This window comes from Candidatus Blastococcus massiliensis AP3 (assembly GCF_000582785.1).
Taxonomy (GTDB): Bacteria; Actinomycetota; Actinomycetes; order Mycobacteriales; family Geodermatophilaceae; genus Blastococcus; species Blastococcus massiliensis.
On sequence record NZ_HG931173.1, the window covers coordinates 1,527,781 to 1,543,512 of the forward strand.

Sequence of the window (15,732 nt, forward strand, 5' to 3'; positions counted from 1 at the left end):
TCACTCCGTGCCGGGGTGCCTCGGCGCCTGACGGCGCTCGGGCCGGTCCAGGTAGCGGGGGATGACGTCGCGCCAGCCGGGAGGCGAGAAGCCCGTGGCGATGATCTTGCTGAGGTCGAGCACGCTGTTGAGCGGCCGGTGTGCGGAGTCGGGCTTGTCGGCCAGGTAGTCGCGGGTGCTGATCCCGGTCACGTCCGCGGCGTCGCGGCCGCAGACGGCGAAGACAGCCGCGGCCACCTGGCACCAGGAGACGGGGTCGCCGTCGCTGGTGATGTTGTAGGTGCCGAAGTCGGCGCCGACATCGAGCAGGTGGACGATGCCGTCGGCGAGGTCGCCGGCGAAGGTGAGCCGGCCGATCTGGTCGTCGACGACGCGCGGGGAGACGCCGTTGTCGGCGAGGCCGGCCATGGTGCGGACGAAGTTCCGGCCCTCCCCCACGACCCAGGTCGTCCGGGCGATGTAGTGCCGCTCGACCGCGGCGGCGGCGAGGTCGCCGTCGGCCTTGCTCTGGCCGTAGACGCTCAGCGGCGAGGGCGTGAGGTCCTCGGGCATGGGGCCGGGGTGGGTGCCGTCGAAGACGTACTCGCTGGAGACGTGGACGAGCGTGGCGCCGGCCCGGTCGGCGGCCTCGGCGAGATGGGCGACGGCGTCGACGTTGGCCGCGCGCACCGCGGCCAGGTTGGCCGGGTCCTCGGCACCGTCGACGTCGGTCCAGCCCGCGGCGTTGACGATCGCCCGGACGCCGCTCCAGTCGTGGGCGCGGACGGCCGCGGCGTCGGAGACGTCGAGCCCCTGCCGGTCGAGCGCGACGGCGTCGGGCAGCCGCTCCTGCAGCGCCCGGCCGAGCTGGCCGTTGGCGCCGACGATGACGATCGCGCTCTGCGGGATCACTGGCCCTGGGCCGCGTACTGGGCTTCGACCTGCTGCTTCTGCGGGCGCCACCAGCTCTCGTTCTCGCGGTACCAGTCGATGGTGGCGGCCAGGCCCTCTCGGAACTCGGTGTAGCGGGGCGCCCAGCCGAGCTCGTCGCGGAGCTTGGTGGCGTCGATCGCGTAGCGCAGGTCGTGGCCGGCGCGGTCGGTGACCGAGTCGAAGGCGTCGGTGGGCTGGCCGGTCAGCTCGAGGATGAGCTGCAGGACCTCGAGGTTGTTCTTCTCGCCGTCGGCACCGATCAGGTAGGTCTCGCCGGAGCGGCCCTTCTCCAGGATGGTGTGGACGGCGGAGTTGTGGTCGTCGACGTGGATCCAGTCGCGCACGTTCTCACCCTTGCCGTACAGCTTGGGGCGGAGGCCTGCGAGCACGTTGGTGATCTGCCGCGGGATGAACTTCTCGACGTGCTGGTAGGGCCCGTAGTTGTTCGAGCAGTTCGAGATGGTGGCGTGGATGCCGAACGAGCGGACCCAGGCACGCACCAGCAGGTCGGAGCCGGCCTTGGTCGAGGAGTACGGGCTGCTCGGGTTGTACGGCGTCTCGGCGGTGAACTTGGCCGGGTCGTCGAGCTCGAGGTCGCCGTAGACCTCGTCGGTGGAGATGTGGTGCAGCCGGACGCCGTGCTTGCGCACCGCCTCGAGGATCGTGAACGTGCCGATCAGGTTGGTCTGCAGGAACGGCGAGGGGTCGCGCAGCGAGTTGTCGTTGTGCGACTCGGCCGCGAAGTGGACGACGACGTCGTGGCGGGCGGCCAGCTGGTCCATGAGGTCGGCGTCGGCGACGGAGCCGTGCACGAACTCGATGTCGTCCTTGACCGGCGCCAGTGACGCCTCGTTGCCGGCGTAGGTGAGCGCGTCGAGCACGGTGACCGAGTGCTCGGGGTGCTCGCGCAGCGTCTGGTGCACGAAGTTGGCACCGATGAATCCGGCACCGCCGGTGACGAGCATGCGCATCGTCGAAGAACCTCCGCTGTCGTCGCCCAGCGCGGCTGCGCCACCCGGGTCCCGCCGCGGCGGGAAATGGTCAGTGGACGACGGTAGTCGCGCCGGCAGCGGCGTGCGCGCGGCCGTGCGTCAGATGGGGCACGAGGGAGTCAGGTGCCCGGCTTACGCCGTCAGTGGGATGCGGGGCGCCGTACGACATCGGAGACCGGCGCGTCCAGGGTCTCGGCGTCCGCCGTGCGGCGCAGCGCCCATTCGGCGGGGAGCACCAGACGCGGAGCAACACCGAGCATGACGGCCATGAGGAAGGCGACGCCGGCGAGCGCCTCGCCGGACTCCTCGAGGTAGGTGGCCGCGGCGGCGATGTTGACCCCCGCGCCGCTGACGGAGGCAGAGATGGCGGAGAGACCGACCGAGGCAACGGCGTAGAGACCGAGGACGCCCAGAACCCGGCGCCGGTCACGGCGTTCGGTGCGGCTGAGGAACCAGAGGGCACCGATCACCGCGACTGCCGCGGCGACGCTGACAACAAGCGCACCGGCGTCCCCGAAAGCGTCAGTGAGCGAGGACATGGCGTTGACGTGAACGGTGCTGCCGAGCTTCACGGTGGCGATGACTCCGGCTACGAGTCCGACACCCAGCCACCAGGCGCGGCGGCCGGGCATGCGGGCTGCGCCGGCGACGGCTGCGACAGCCGCGGCGGCGAAGAGTGCGGCGACGAACGTGCGGGGCGCGGAGTAGGCGGCGTCCATGGAGAAGGCACGAGCGATCGGACCGGTGTCTCCGCGGAGACGGGCGACGAAGCCGGCGGTCTCGAGCGCGACGGCGAGCGCGGCGAGGCCGACGCCGATAGGCGGAAGAGGCACGGCGCGGCGGCGGGCGCGCGCGCCGGTCGGCTGCCATGCGGGGGCGACGTCCGGCCGGTCAGCGGGGACCAACCAGCTCGTGGGCCGGAGCTCACGCTCGTCGGCCATGCGCATGCCTCGGCCCAGGACGACGCCGCCGACGACGGCGAGCGCCGTCCACACGGCTACTGCTGCCAGAACCCAGACCCACCACACGCCTGCACTATCGGCAGGTTGACGTGGAAACGTGAATGTCCCGTCACGCGCGTCCGTGTGTCAGGGGCTGGTGAGTCAGCCGGGACGAAGCCTTCATCGCCGACCGCCGCGGCTGCCCATTGACTGGCCCAGAGCGCGGCTGGCTAGCCGGTGGCCCTCCGGCCCAGCGGACTCCTCCTCGGGGATGCGCTGCGCTAGCTCTTGGACCTCGGCGTTGGCGATGGCCAGCCCCCACCACAACGCGCAGACGACTCCAGTGCTCGTCCAGGCGAGCAGCGCCCAGCCCCACCAAGGCATGACCGGACGATGCTCGCGGTCGGCGGCGCCCACAAGGGCCCTTGGTCGCACGGACTGGGGCGCTCTGGTGCGGCTCCAGGCGCCCTGATGACTATCCGGCGCGGCGCCCCAGGGCGCGATACGCCCAGCCGGCGGCGGTCCACGCGTCGCGGTCCAGCGCATTCCGGCCGTCGAGCACGCGCTTCTGTGCGACGACCTCGCCGAACGCCACCGGATCGAGCTCGCGGTATTGCCGCCACTCCGTGAGCACGAGAACCGCGTCGGCGCGTTCGGCCGCCTCCTCCGCTGTCTCCGCATAGTCGAGCTGCGGCCACAGCCGCCGACTGTTCTCGACGGCCGCTGGGTCGGTCACCCGGACAACGGCCCCCTGCAGCTGGAGCTGGGCGGCAACGTTGAGCGCCGGGGAGTCGCGGATGTCGTCGCTGTCGGGCTTGAAAGCCGCACCAAGCACGGCCACCCGCTTGCCGAGCAGCGAGCCGTCGCAGACCTCACGGGCCAGCTCGACCATCCGGATGCGGCGGCGCATGTTGATGTTGTCGACCTCGCGCAGGAACGTGAGGGCTTGGTCAGCACCCAGCTCGCCCGCTCGGGCCATGAATGCGCGGATGTCCTTCGGCAGACAGCCGCCGCCGAATCCGAGTCCAGCGTTGAGGAACTTGCGGCCGATGCGGTCGTCGTAGCCGATGGCGTCAGCCAGGAGCTTCACATCGGCGCCCGTGGCCTCGCACAGCTCGGCCATGGCATTGATGAAGGAGATCTTCGTAGCGAGGAACGAGTTCGCGGCCGTCTTCACCATCTCGGCCGTGGCGTAGTCACTCTCGACCTTCGGCGTGCCCCGTTCCACGATCGGCGCGTACACCTCGTCGAGCAGCGCTCGCGCGGTATTGCCGTCGGATCCGGAGGGGAGTCCGTAGACCAGCCGGTCGGGGTGCAGCGTGTCCTGGACGGCGAAGCCCTCACGCAGGAACTCAGGGTTCCAGGCGAGCAGCGCTCCAGGCACCTTGCTCGTCACGAGCTCCGCCAAGGAGGAGGCCGTGCCGACAGGAACGGTCGACTTGCCGACGACCAGTTCGCCCGGCCCCAGAACACCGATCAGGGACTCGACGGCACCCTGCACGTAGCGCATGTCGGCGGCGTACTCGCCGCGCTTCTGAGGCGTGCCGACACAGACGAAGTGGACCGATGCGCCAGCCGCATCCGCGAAATCAGTGGAGAACCGCAACCGGCCGGTGGCCAACGTGCGAGCGAGCAGCTCCTCGAAGCCGGGCTCGAAGAAGGGTGCCTGAGCCTGAGACAGCGCTTCGATCTTGGCTTGGTCCACGTCGATGCCGACGACGTCATGGCCCAACTCCGCCATGGACGCGGCGTGCACCGCGCCGAGGTAGCCACAGCCGATGACTGAGATTCGCACTGGTCCTCCGTGTTCCCCGAAATGCCACGGCCGGGCTCGTGGCACTCAAACCGTACGGGTCCATTGGGGTGCCCGGCCAGGCCACGAGCGGGTGGTCCGTCAGCGGCCTGACTGCCGCTCACCACCTGTGTGACCTGCAATGCTCGTGGCGGTTTGGCCGCGGGATGCGCTCACGCCCTACCCCCTGGGGTGAGGGATCGCTTTGACAGAGCAATTGCCGCCGTACCCTCGGCATAGTGGTTCGGCTAACGGGGGTCGCATGAACGCCGACGAGTACGACGCGTCCGCCAAGGACGCCGAGGACCGCAACCTTGGGCCCGACCCCATGTCTGCCTCCGAGGGAGACGAAGGCGCTACCGCGGACGGAGACACAACCGAGTCGACGGGAGACGAGTCCGCCTCACCCGCCCGTCGTCGCTCGACCCTTCGGCGGGTGCTGATCGGACTAGGGGTCCTGGCACTCGTACTCAGCCTGATCATCGGAGGCGGCGCTTGGTACCTCGTCAATCGGTACGCCGGCAACATCGACCGTGTCGCCGACGTCTTTGACAGCCTGGACGAGGAGGCACGACCGGCCCCTCCCACGCCGGCCGAAGCCACGTCCGAGGACCCGGTGACCTTTCTTCTCGTCGGTTCGGACACCCGCGTGGGCCCTGCGGAGGACGAGGACCCGGGTGGACGGTCGGACGCGATCATGATCGCGAGGTTCGCCGGGGATCGAGAGAACGCGCAGCTCATCTCCATTCCGCGCGACTCCTGGGTCGAAATTCCCGGTCGCGGCATGAACAAGATCAACGCCGCCTATGCCTTCGGTGGTCCGTCCTTGCTGATCCAGACTGTCGAGCAACTCACCCAGGTGCGCATCGACCACTACATGGCTATCGACTTCGACGGGCTCATCCAGGTGACTGACGACCTCGGCGGTGTGGACGTCGTCGTGGCCGAGACCACGAAGAACGGCCGGTATACGTTCACCGCCGGCGTGAACCGCCTCGATGGCGAGAAGGCACGCTGGTATCTGGGCCAGCGCTACGGCCTTCCGGGTGGTGACTTCGACCGGGTGCGGCGTCAGCAGCAGTACCTGCAGGCGATGTTCAGCAAGCTCTTCAGTTCGAACACGTTCACCGATCCGGGGCGGCTGGACAGCGCCCTTCGGGCGGTGACCAGCGCGGTCAGCGTGGACGACACCCTGTCCAACACCGACCTGATCGGTCTCGCGTTGTCCATGCGCGGCGTCAGGCCTGAGAGCGTCGACTTTTTCACCGCGCCGGTGCTCGGCACTGGGATGGAAGGACCGGCGAGTGTCGTCTATCTCGACGCAGTCGCCTGCGAACGCATGTGGGGGTACCTGCAGAGCGATTCGCTGGCCCAGAACTCGGCCCAGTTCGCAGAGGACAGCCTTCCGGACGTTCCTCGCTGAAAGAGCCGACTCCGCAGCGGCCATCGATTCAGCGCAGGTCGGCGAGACGTCGCAGGAGCGGGAGGAGCGCTTCGGTAATCGCCTCGCCCACCTCTTGGTGAACGTCGAGCGGCTGCCGGATGGGGTCTTGGATGTCGTCTTCGTCGCCACCACCCTGGCGCCGCGAGCGAGCGGACGCCAGAGCAGCAACGAGGCTCTCCGCGCGCTCGGCAGCCGACTCACCAGCCAAGTCGGCCGCCCTGGGCACATCGTCGAGCAGGGCCGCCGCCTCGCGCAGGGTGAAGGTGCGAGCGAGGCCTCGCGGTGCCATGGCGAGGACGTCCCGTCGATGGCTTCGCGTCATGGTCAGGATGAGGTCTGCTCGCGCTGGAAGTCGCTCTGTGAGCTGCTGGGCTCGGAAGTCTCCGGGCTCTGCGCCGAACCCCGCGAGGACCAGGGCACTGTCCGGGTGCATCGCTGAACCCACCACGGCGCGAGTGCCGGCGCTCACCAGCCCGATGTCAGCCGCTGCCGCACCCATGATCTCGTCTAGATACGCCCGCCCTAGCCGCTCCGCCAGCGCGGACCGGCAGATGTTCCCGGTGCACACCATCAGAATCGTGAAACCCGGGGGCATGCCTCCGGAACTGCTCACCGGCACATTGTGCGGTCAGTACGCCCCTGAGCCGCGCAGCACTGCCCCGAGCGTCTTCCACAGGATCATGAAGTCGAAGGTGAGCGACCAGTTCTCGACGTAGCGAACGTCGATCCGCACCGAGTCGTCCCAGGAGAGGTCCGAGCGGCCGCTTACCTGCCACAGCCCCGTAAGCCCGGGCTTCACCAGGAAGCGACGATGCATGTCGAAGCCGTACCGCTCTACCTCTGTCGGCAGCGGCGGCCGAGGGCCGACGAGGGACATGTCGCCCCGGATGACGTTGAACAACTGGGGCAGTTCGTCGAGCGAGTAGCGGCGGATAAACTTGCCGACGCGGGTAACGCGGGGATCGTCCCTCTTCTTGAACAGGACGCCGTTGCCGTCGTTCTCGGCTTCCAGAGCCGCGACCATCCGGTCGGCACCGGTGACCATGCTCCGGAACTTCAGCATCGAGAAAGTCTGACCGTCGCGGCCCACCCGCTCCTGCCGGAAGAGCACCGGCCCGGGACTCGTGAGCTTCACCGCCAGCGCGAGGCCGAGGAGCACCGGCAGGAGGAAGAGAACACCGAGGGTGGCCGAGACACGGTCGACCGCGGCCTTGGCCAGCCGGCGAATACCGGTGAGTTCAGGCCGCTCCATGTGCATGAGAGGAAGCCCGCACACCGGACGGATGCGAACGCGGGTACCGACGATTTCCGTTACGGCCGGCGCCAACAGGAGCTCGGCATCCGTCTTCTCGAGGTCCCAGCCGAGCCGGCGCAGGGCAGCCCCGTCCAGCTCGGGACAGGGGAGAACAGCGACCGTGTCGACTTCGTACTGCCTGACGACGGCCGCGACATCGGATAGGTCCCCGAGAATGGGCAAGCCGTTGAAGGCGTCAGCTGACGGCCGGTACTGATACTCCGGCAGGCAGCAGCCGATGACCCGGTAGCCGTGAAAGGTCTCGCGGGCCAACTGCTCATCGAGGGCAGCGATGGCGTTGCGGTGACCCACGAGCACGGTGGTCTGAAGACGCTCCCCGTGGCGGCGAGCTCGGTGGAGCGACTTACGTTGCACGTACCTGTGCGCCAGCGTTAGCAGGAGCGCCATCGGAACGGCCAGGACGACGAATCCGCGTGCCACGTCGAGCTGGAATGCCCAGGAGACGGTCCCGAGGGTCGCCAAGAGCATCATGGCCGCGAAGAAGACGCGACGAAACTCCTCTGCACCAACCCAGAGGAAGCGCTCTTCATACGCCCGAGCGATCGTGATTGAGATCAACCACACGCCAGGGAGCGCAAGACCCGCCAAGGTGGACGCACCCGCCGTCTGAGCGTTCTCGGGGCCGAAACGTACGAGGTAGGCGGCCAGCCCCGCGACCATCGCGCACAGCAAGTCTCCGACGACGAGCCGGCGAACGTAGGACCCTCGCCAAGCGCGCCGCGCACCGGTGCCCTCTCCCCCGAGGCGGGCAGCGTGCCAAGCCCACCCACTCGCCACAGAGGTCGACATGCGCTCCTTGGAGCTGCTGCCATTCTCGTTGCTGCGGACATCGAGCATCGGAACTGGGCACCCCCGTGCGCCTACCCGGGCGGAATCGCCCTTGTAATCCCTGAGCGCCGGGAACGCACCGTCCAGCCGGCAGACCCGAACCTTACAGGCAAGGCGGCCGACGCGTCAGGGATAGAGCAGCATGTGATCGGGGGCACCCGTTGTGGGGATGCTCGCCGCGGCTCGCCAGCCGAACTCGCTGCGCACAGCGCACCAATCCGATTCCGGGCAGTCACCTGATTGCCTCGGCACCGATCAGTGAAACGACCCGCGGCGCCTACGACCAGCAGTGCGTTCCGCGCGGCCCCCGCCCGATTCGGCTATCCCGAAGCACTCCGGCCACAGCGAGCTCTATGCGAACCGAACGCCGATGCAGTCCAGGTTTCTCCCGGAAGCCTGCCGACGACGAAATCCGAAAGACCTGGTGGTCAACCAGCGGGTGTAGCCTCCTCCGACATGGATGAGTGGGGACCGCTGCAGGTGGCACTACGACTGGTCGGTAGCGCGTCAACCCCAAGAGACAAAGCAAAGGTGGCTCTTCACCTGCTTGGGCGACGAATCCCCGCGCTACACAACTTCGCCGCCGTATCAGTCAACCTCGCGGAACTCAGCGGGCCGCTGAACGTTTCCGATGACACTGGCGGGCTGGCGACGTACTACGAGATTGTCGCTCGCCAGGTCTACACGCCGGATCCAACTATGCGACCCAAGGCCGGCGAGACCGTGGTCGACGTAGGCGCGAACATTGGCGTGTTCTCCATGTGGTCTGCACATCTGGTCGGCTCGACTGGTCGCGTCCTCGCCGTGGAGCCCAACCCCCTGGCAGCCGAATACGCATCCAGGAACCTGATTGACCAGTCTAATGTCACCGTGGTGCAGGCGGCCTGCGGAAGCGAGGCTGCGACCGCAACGCTTTCCTTTCCACCTGGGAGACTGTCGGTGGGCAGCCTGTACCTACGTCCGGACCGCACGGAGTCTGTCGTGGTTGACGTTCGCCCGCTCGACGCCGTCTTGGACGAGGCCGGGCAAGACGCCGTTGACTTCTTGAAGGTTGACGTCGAGGGCCACGAGTTGGAAGTTTTGGCTGGCGCTAAGGATACCCTTTCAAGGACACGCCGCGCGGCACTTGAAGTCGACACAGTCAACTTGCAGCGAGTCGAGCAGATAATGCAGTCCCACGGCCTGCGTCTCACAAACACATATAGCGGGATGTGGCATCTGCACACTTCGACGATTGCTTGCTTCTCACGAGCGTGAATCAAATCGGAACACAGGGCGATCGAACGGTGCGAGTCGCTCGCCACTACCAAGTTTTCTAGCCCTCATCCCGAATGGTAGTCATACCCATAGCCCTGTGCGCGAGCGATGTCAGCGCGCGGGGGGACCAGATTCAACACTGCGCCGAGAAGGCGGGCGTTCACGCGCTCAAGCTTCATTACGGCCTGCTGCAGCTGATCCCGCTTAGAGCTTCCGAATTTGACGCAAAGCACCACGCCATCTACTAGGGCTGCTAAACCGGATGCGTCAGCCACGGGAAGCAGTGGAGGAGCGTCCAGCAAGACGAAGTCGTTAGCCTCCTTTAGGTCATCCAGCATCGTCCGCATGGTCGCGGACGAGAGCAGTTCACCCGGATTCGGAGGCGTGGGCCCTGCCAGGATCACCGAGAGATTCGAACCTCCATACTGCTGGACCACATCACTGTATTGCGCTGCCCCCGCAAGTACATTGGTGAGACCGACGCCTCCCACCATTCCCAGATACGAAGCGACTTTTGGCCGCCGCAGGTCGGCTTCCACGATTACCACGCGATGACCCGCATCCGCGAGAACGAGGCCCAAGTTGCAGACTAGGGTCGTCTTTCCTTCTGCCGGCAGGGAACTCGTGACCATGATGGTTTTCGGCGGTGCGTCCACGTTGATGAATTGCAGGTTGGATCGTAATTGTCGGAAGTCCTCGGCCGACCGGTTTGCCGCATCCCGTTGGATAATGTGGCGCCGCTCGAGGTCACTACTGCGACTGACCATTCCGATCAACGGAGACTTTGCCAGATCGGCAATCTCATCAGGATCCGTTATCGAGCGGTTGAACCTGACGCGAGCAAGCACGACCGCCAGACCTATGAGACCCCCTAGGACCAACCCCAGAGCGACGTTCCGAGCAACAGCAGGCGAACTCGGCTCACTCGGGACCTCTGGGCTTCCAATCACAGAGACGCGGACCAAGGATTCCTCGTCGCTACTGGCCGGTTCCAGCTCCGCGACCATACCCTTGAATTCGGTTCCAACGGCATCGGCAATAGACGCCGCCCGCGCCGGCGATTCATCCACTACGGAGACATCGATCAGCACTGTCTCGTCGTCGGCGACTGCCTGGATGCGCTCGGCCAAGCTAGTCGCCGAGGAGTTCAGATCCAACCTCTCGATGACCCGGGCTGCCAAGTCCTCGCTCTCAATCAAGCGAGCATAGGAGGCCACCCGCTGCTGAGAGAACTGGCTGCCCTGGAAAACCTCCACTGTTGAAACAGACGCCGTGGTCGAGAAGAAGAGTTGGGTCTGTGCGGTGTATTGGGGCACGGCGAGGAGGCTCACGGCCAAGGCGGCCGCGCCCCCCACCACCAGGCCAAGCGTTGGCAACCACCAGCTGACGCGCAGCGCCTTCAGAACACGATCCAGATCCACGAAGCCCCCGACGGTCTCGCTAGCCGACAGGCCAGCCCCAATACCCATAGTCTTGCAGCCACCGCGCCCTTGAGGCCGCCCTGGGGCGATTTCAGGGACGGTTGCACTACCTTCCGCTTACGACCCGAGTCGCCGCAGCAGCCTCCACGTCGGCCCAAACCAACTGGTCGGCCTCCCGCCGGATGGCCAGGCCGCGTTCCTCCAACTCCATGGCGATTCCCAACTGGTGATCATCCACATGCTCGCCGAACGCTTGACGCCGAGGAACCATGATCGGCAACTTCCCGGCTTGCAGTGCTCTAATGCCACTACCGACACCCGAGTGAGTGATGACCACGGAAGCCTCCGCCATCTCACGCTGTACTTCTGCATCCGTCATGAAGTGGTATGCGCGGCCGGGAAGCTGCTCGAGGGGTCCAGCCCATGAGCCCACCTGCCACACGACTTCGACGCTTGCCGGGAGAATTGCTCGTACGCGCTCAATCAGCCGGTCAAAGCTCCACGTTCGCACCGTGCCGACTGTCACGAAGACCCGCAACTCTTGTCGAAGGTCTTGATCTGTGACCCGCTGGAACGCGCCCAGTGCGGAGAGGTGGTATTCCCACCCCTTCCCGATGTTCCGGGGATACTGCGTCCATGTCGCGACACCGGGGACTCGACGGAGCACCTTGCCCGTGACACTCGGCCCGCTCGTTCGAGCAAGGGACTCGATATACGTGGTCCGAAGACCGAGGCTACGGGAAGCCAGACAGGCTGCGAGTCCCACAGCAGCGCCAGTGGAGTAGACCTGAGTGATCTCCTCTTGGGCGAAGATGCGGCGCAGGTTGGTAGCCGTCTTGAGAACCGCCACCCCGTCCCGGGCATTCACGAACGGAACGAAATGTACGTCTCGTCCGGCCAAGATGTCTTTCGCCTGGTCTGTGCCGTGAGATATCCAGAGGACCGCCCGCTCCTCTATTCCCGGTAGCGTCTGTGCCAGTAGGTCGAGCTGGACTAGGTGACCGCCCGGAGTAGCAACCAACGCGGCTCGCATACTCTTCTCCCCCATCGAGCGATCCATCATTGACTCCTCGAGCTAGCGTTAGCAAAACGGGCACTTCCGGCTACTGGCGTCTCGTCAAACTAGGGCCCGGATTTCCGCAATTTGGCCTTCGTAGCGAATGACCGCCAGCCTCCTCGCTTCCACGCATTCGGCTGCGAACTCCTGATAGTTGCGCTGAACGAGCTCGAGTGACGCGCCGATACTATCCGCGTTGTTTGCAGTGTGAACCGCAAGAGGGAAGGTGGTGCGCAACGCAGGCCAGCCACTTGTGACCAAGATTCGCTGTTGATAGACCGCCTCATATGCGGACCGCAGAATCGCATTCCGGTCTGTAGTCAAGGAAAGCACCACATGGCAGTCGGCCACCAACTGCATGTACTCATCGTAAGGGAGAAGCCCTGTGAGACGGATACTATCCGGGACGTGCTGGACCATTCCATCGTCGGCCATACTGGAGTCCCCCGTCACGAACAGCTGAACACCCGCAAGATTCGTCGCTGCATGGAAGACCTCAGCTATGGGCTCATCCGGTGCGAACGTACATGCGACAAGCACTCGTAGTGGCTGAACGCTCTCGGGGGCCGGGACCGGGAGTCCAGCTGGCGGCGGTTCATGCAGGACTATTCCCTTACCGCCCCAACTGTCGACTTGCCGTGCCAAATCATCGACGGTGACGAACGTGGCAGACGCCCCGCGCACGATTAGTCGAGTCAACGGTAGTAGGAACTTGTGCAGGGCGCTCCGATCACCGCCAAATGCGGAGGGGTGCGCATCAACAATGAATGGGGCGCCACTGCAAACGCTGTAAATGCGGACGATCGCTGCGGGGAATACCGGGGGATGCTGCACCACAACGACTCCAGGGCGAATCCGCAGGAGCATGACGATTGTCCTGGCCGCGGCCAGGACATAGAAGAGCGGCACGAGACTCCTAGGCCAACGAGCCGGCCTCGAGTACACAACCGCCCGCAGCCCCAGCTCACGCGCGAGATCGACGCAACGCCCGGGTCTTGTGGTCCAAGCGAGCGCCACTCCTCGGCGCCTACCATGCCGATCGCCCGACCGGTGCAACGGATTGCTAGGGCCTTCCGCGTCCGGAGTATCCACCCCGCCCCTCCTCGCGCTCGAAGCTTGCATACTTGACGCTGAACGTCGGACTCGTTCGCCTTCTGCCCATGGCGGCGCCTAGGAACCCCAGCGCGAAGGCTGTCCAGTTCTTCAAATCGACCGCACCTCAACCTTCGGCCATGCGAACGCTGCGACCGATACTCCCGCGGCGACACCGTATGCACACGCGGAGGTGATGCACGCGCCCACCACCCCGTAAGAAGGGACCAGCATGACGAGGCCCAAAACAGTCACGACGAGGCCACAGAGCTCGGCCAGACTGGCCAAGCCAGGGCGGCCCTCCGCTTGCAGCCCATAGACAGCCACCGTGCCGATGGCCCACAAGACTGTGCCCGGCAATAGGATCTGCACATAAAGACCAGCGTCTGAGAACGCGTCCCCATAGAGCAGCGGTATCGCGAAGTCCGCGGCTAGTCCCAGGATGAGCGCGATTATGCTTGCGCTCGCACCAACCGCCACACCTACCTTCATTGTTAAACGCCTGCGGGACGGGCCCGCGATTACCAGGCGTGGAAGGAGGATGTCACTCAAGCGACCGAACAGCACAACGACGATGGTCGATACGCTCGTCGCCACCGCGTACTGCCCTACCTGGTAAAGGGGGACGAGGAGTGGCAATACCAGCAGATCCAATCGTGCATTAAGAACCTTCGCTACGACGAGCCCCTGAGCCCTTAGGCCGAACGCGATCGCAGGTCGAACGATCTCGCGCGAGAGATGCCCCGATGCGATGAAGGTCCGCATCGTGAACATGGAGAACGCCGTAGCCAGGACCGCTGCCGCCAGGTAGATCCAGAGCACCGAAGTCAGATCAACCGCCTGACCCGACAACCCGAGCAGAGCCAAACCCACAACCTGCGCTCCGGGCGTAAGAAGGCGCGCGATCATTACAGTCCAAACCCTGCCGGCGACAGCGCTGAGCCCGATCACCACCTCCTGCAGCATGAGGAGGACGATGAGCGGAGCGAAGAGAATGATTGCGGTCCGAAGGTGCTGCTCCTCAACCAACAGTGCGGCTGCAATCTGAGCGAGCACCACCCCAAGCACACCCAGCACCAGGCTTACGGCCACACCCGATCGGATAGCCGCGGGCAGCCTGTTCGATCGCTGGGCAGCGACTACGACGAAACCCTCCCGGCTGCCGAGTGCCGCGAGGACACTACTAACCCCGATCCAGGCCAGGGCGACACCCAGGCTGCCTCTGCCCTCGGGGCCCAACATGCGGGCGGTCAGGACTCCGGTGGCCAGGTTTAGACCCAGCGTCATCGCCGATGTGACCACCGTTGAGGAAAGTGCGATTGTACCTGCCCGGGTGGCCGATGTATCTGTCGTCATGTAAGCCCTGGTATCACTCGCGATTTGATCTGCGGGCCCGAAGACGGATTACAAGCGAAGTAGACAATGAAGATGAACGGTAGCATGAATGCGGGATTTGATAGAGGATTGTCGACCGCAGCCAAGATGGCAGCCGAGACCCAGAGCGCTCCGATCCTTACTCCCTGCGACGCACGCGCTCTCCGAGTTGTCGCGAAGGCAATATAGGCCAAGGCAACCCCGACAAGTGCGGAACCAACCAGACCATACTCGACCAGCGCTCGCAGATACTCATTGTGTGCAGCGTCGAAATGTCTTTCGAACAGCGTTCCTGAGACGAGACTGGGAATGCTGTTGATGCCTGACCCGAACCATGCATCGCTCCTACTGTCCAGGAGGAAGGACCATGCATCGGCTCGGCCCGTGGAACTGATGGACTCGCCTGTCGCCCCTTCTCTTGCAACGAAGGCCGTCAATATTGCAAGCACTACCGCGGTTATCGCGACGCCACTTCCAGCCAAGACGTCGAAGCGCAGCGTCGAGCGTTTAGGTGCCATGCTGTAGATCGACGCCAGGATCGCTACGACGATGACTGAGCCGGCCACGATTGATCCACGAGTCAACGTGGCTAGAAGGAGGACGAAGCTTACGGCCGCCCACGGCAGGAATCTCAGTCCTTCGCGCTGGATTAGGACATAAGCCGCCATCACCGAAACCAGGCATAGGAACGCGAAGTGAGCGGGGATCGTGGAGCCCTGGAGGCGAAGCTCGCCGGTCAGCCCATCGACCGCCAGGGGAGAACGAGCCAGTGGTGAGACCCAGAGAATGAGGCCGTATGCCAAGCTGACGTAAGGCAGATAGACGGCAGTCTTCAGGACGGTTGAACCCCATATGGCAGGCCACTTCACAGCCAACGGCAACCAATAGGCCGCAAAACCGACGCAAGCCACAACTCCCGTCGTGAGGGAATAGCCGCTCGGCATGTCGGAGAACAGCCAGGAGAGAAGCAGGACGGCCCAATACGCCATGACCGGCCATATCATGGAGACTCGAAGGCCATAGCGGATGATCGCTAGGCCGGCGGCCACAAGCGCGAACGCCTTAACGCCTTGCGTCAGATCCGGCAGACCAGAGATGTACGAGTTCGAAAGAGCAGGACTCAGTAGGATCAACGGCACGGCAAAGCGCAGGCTGTGCAGCAGTAGTGTTGCTATCAACAGCGCCGCTACGGCACCGATGGCCACGAACGGACTACGAGTGGCGACGGCGGCAGCGATGACTGAGAGGATGCCGGTAGCTACGCCAAGTAATCCGCCCTGCCTGAGGGTGCCGTGCGTCATACCTGC

General features: G+C 65.2%; 13 protein-coding genes. 2 read left to right on the plus strand and 11 right to left on the minus strand.

Annotated elements, in window-relative coordinates:
- From BN344_RS07590 to BN344_RS07610, 4 genes are all read right to left on the minus strand, one after another.
- Positions 1–891: an SDR family oxidoreductase gene (locus BN344_RS07590; protein WP_051515623.1), complete on the minus strand. Its 891-nt coding sequence runs from the start codon at positions 889–891 to the stop codon at positions 1–3.
- The gene (gene rfbB / locus BN344_RS07595; protein WP_040337571.1) at positions 888–1,883 is read right to left on the minus strand and encodes a dTDP-glucose 4,6-dehydratase; all 996 of its coding nucleotides are present in this window, start codon (positions 1,881–1,883) and stop codon (positions 888–890) included. Before rfbB ends, BN344_RS07590 begins: the two co-directional genes overlap by 4 nt.
- A 161-nt stretch (positions 1,884–2,044) precedes the next feature.
- On the minus strand, positions 2,045–2,899 hold the full coding sequence (locus BN344_RS07600) for a hypothetical protein (RefSeq protein WP_231486580.1): 855 nt from the start codon (positions 2,897–2,899) through the stop codon (positions 2,045–2,047).
- Between the two features lie 421 nt (positions 2,900–3,320).
- Positions 3,321–4,640 (minus strand): UDP-glucose dehydrogenase family protein, encoded by a 1,320-nt coding sequence (locus tag BN344_RS07610; protein WP_040337574.1) that lies wholly within the window; start codon positions 4,638–4,640, stop codon positions 3,321–3,323.
- A 259-nt stretch (positions 4,641–4,899) separates the two neighbouring features.
- Between BN344_RS07610 and BN344_RS07615 the strand changes: the two genes are divergently transcribed.
- Positions 4,900–6,060: an LCP family protein gene (locus tag BN344_RS07615; RefSeq protein ID WP_051515624.1), complete on the plus strand. Its 1,161-nt coding sequence runs from the start codon at positions 4,900–4,902 to the stop codon at positions 6,058–6,060.
- Between the two features lie 28 nt (positions 6,061–6,088).
- Here the strand turns inward: BN344_RS07615 and BN344_RS07620 are convergent, their stop codons facing one another.
- Together BN344_RS07620 and BN344_RS07625 are read right to left on the minus strand one after the other, a co-directional pair.
- Complete coding sequence (locus tag BN344_RS07620; RefSeq protein WP_197022250.1) at positions 6,089–6,694, minus strand: arsenate reductase/protein-tyrosine-phosphatase family protein; 606 nt, start codon at positions 6,692–6,694, stop codon at positions 6,089–6,091.
- Between the two features lie 15 nt (positions 6,695–6,709).
- Complete coding sequence (locus tag BN344_RS07625) at positions 6,710–8,233, minus strand: sugar transferase (RefSeq protein ID WP_040337576.1); 1,524 nt, start codon at positions 8,231–8,233, stop codon at positions 6,710–6,712.
- A gap of 522 nt (positions 8,234–8,755) precedes the next feature.
- Between BN344_RS07625 and BN344_RS18955 the strand changes: the two genes are divergently transcribed.
- Positions 8,756–9,481, plus strand: a complete 726-nt coding sequence (locus tag BN344_RS18955) for an FkbM family methyltransferase (RefSeq protein WP_051515625.1) — start codon at positions 8,756–8,758, stop codon at positions 9,479–9,481.
- 65 nt (positions 9,482–9,546) lie between these two features.
- Here the strand turns inward: BN344_RS18955 and BN344_RS07635 are convergent, their stop codons facing one another.
- The 5 genes from BN344_RS07635 to BN344_RS19470 all read right to left on the minus strand — a co-directional run bounded on the left by BN344_RS07635 (position 9,547) and on the right by BN344_RS19470 (position 15,726).
- Complete coding sequence (locus tag BN344_RS07635) at positions 9,547–10,902, minus strand: tyrosine-protein kinase domain-containing protein (protein WP_051515728.1); 1,356 nt, start codon at positions 10,900–10,902, stop codon at positions 9,547–9,549.
- Positions 10,903–11,008: 106 nt separating this feature from the next.
- Positions 11,009–11,962 carry a glycosyltransferase gene (locus BN344_RS07640; protein ID WP_166518198.1) on the minus strand — a complete coding sequence of 318 codons (954 nt, stop codon included), beginning with the start codon at positions 11,960–11,962 and terminating at the stop codon, positions 11,009–11,011.
- Positions 11,963–12,019: 57 nt separating this feature from the next.
- Positions 12,020–12,319 carry a hypothetical protein gene (locus tag BN344_RS07645; protein ID WP_155858783.1) on the minus strand — a complete coding sequence of 100 codons (300 nt, stop codon included), beginning with the start codon at positions 12,317–12,319 and terminating at the stop codon, positions 12,020–12,022.
- Between the two features lie 843 nt (positions 12,320–13,162).
- A complete protein-coding gene (locus tag BN344_RS07650; RefSeq protein WP_208091981.1) occupies positions 13,163–14,353 on the minus strand; it encodes an oligosaccharide flippase family protein in 1,191 nt (396 codons plus the stop codon).
- Between the two features lie 50 nt (positions 14,354–14,403).
- Complete coding sequence (locus BN344_RS19470; protein WP_166518199.1) at positions 14,404–15,726, minus strand: O-antigen ligase family protein; 1,323 nt, start codon at positions 15,724–15,726, stop codon at positions 14,404–14,406.
- Positions 15,727–15,732 lie beyond the last annotated feature (6 nt).

What these genes read in the sequence shown, in the direction of transcription:
- BN344_RS07615 (WP_051515624.1), top strand. Translation starts at nt 4,900, where the DNA reads ATGAACGCCGACGAGTACGACGCGTCCGCCAAGGACGCCGAGGACCGC.
- rfbB (WP_040337571.1), bottom strand. Translation starts at nt 1,883, where the DNA reads ATGCGCATGCTCGTCACCGGCGGTGCCGGATTCATCGGTGCCAACTTC.
- BN344_RS19470 (WP_166518199.1), bottom strand. Translation starts at nt 15,726, where the DNA reads ATGACGCACGGCACCCTCAGGCAGGGCGGATTACTTGGCGTAGCTACC.
- BN344_RS07640 (WP_166518198.1), bottom strand. Translation starts at nt 11,962, where the DNA reads ATGGATCGCTCGATGGGGGAGAAGAGTATGCGAGCCGCGTTGGTTGCT.
- BN344_RS07645 (WP_155858783.1), bottom strand. Translation starts at nt 12,319, where the DNA reads ATGCAGTTGGTGGCCGACTGCCATGTGGTGCTTTCCTTGACTACAGAC.
- BN344_RS07625 (WP_040337576.1), bottom strand. Translation starts at nt 8,233, where the DNA reads ATGCTCGATGTCCGCAGCAACGAGAATGGCAGCAGCTCCAAGGAGCGC.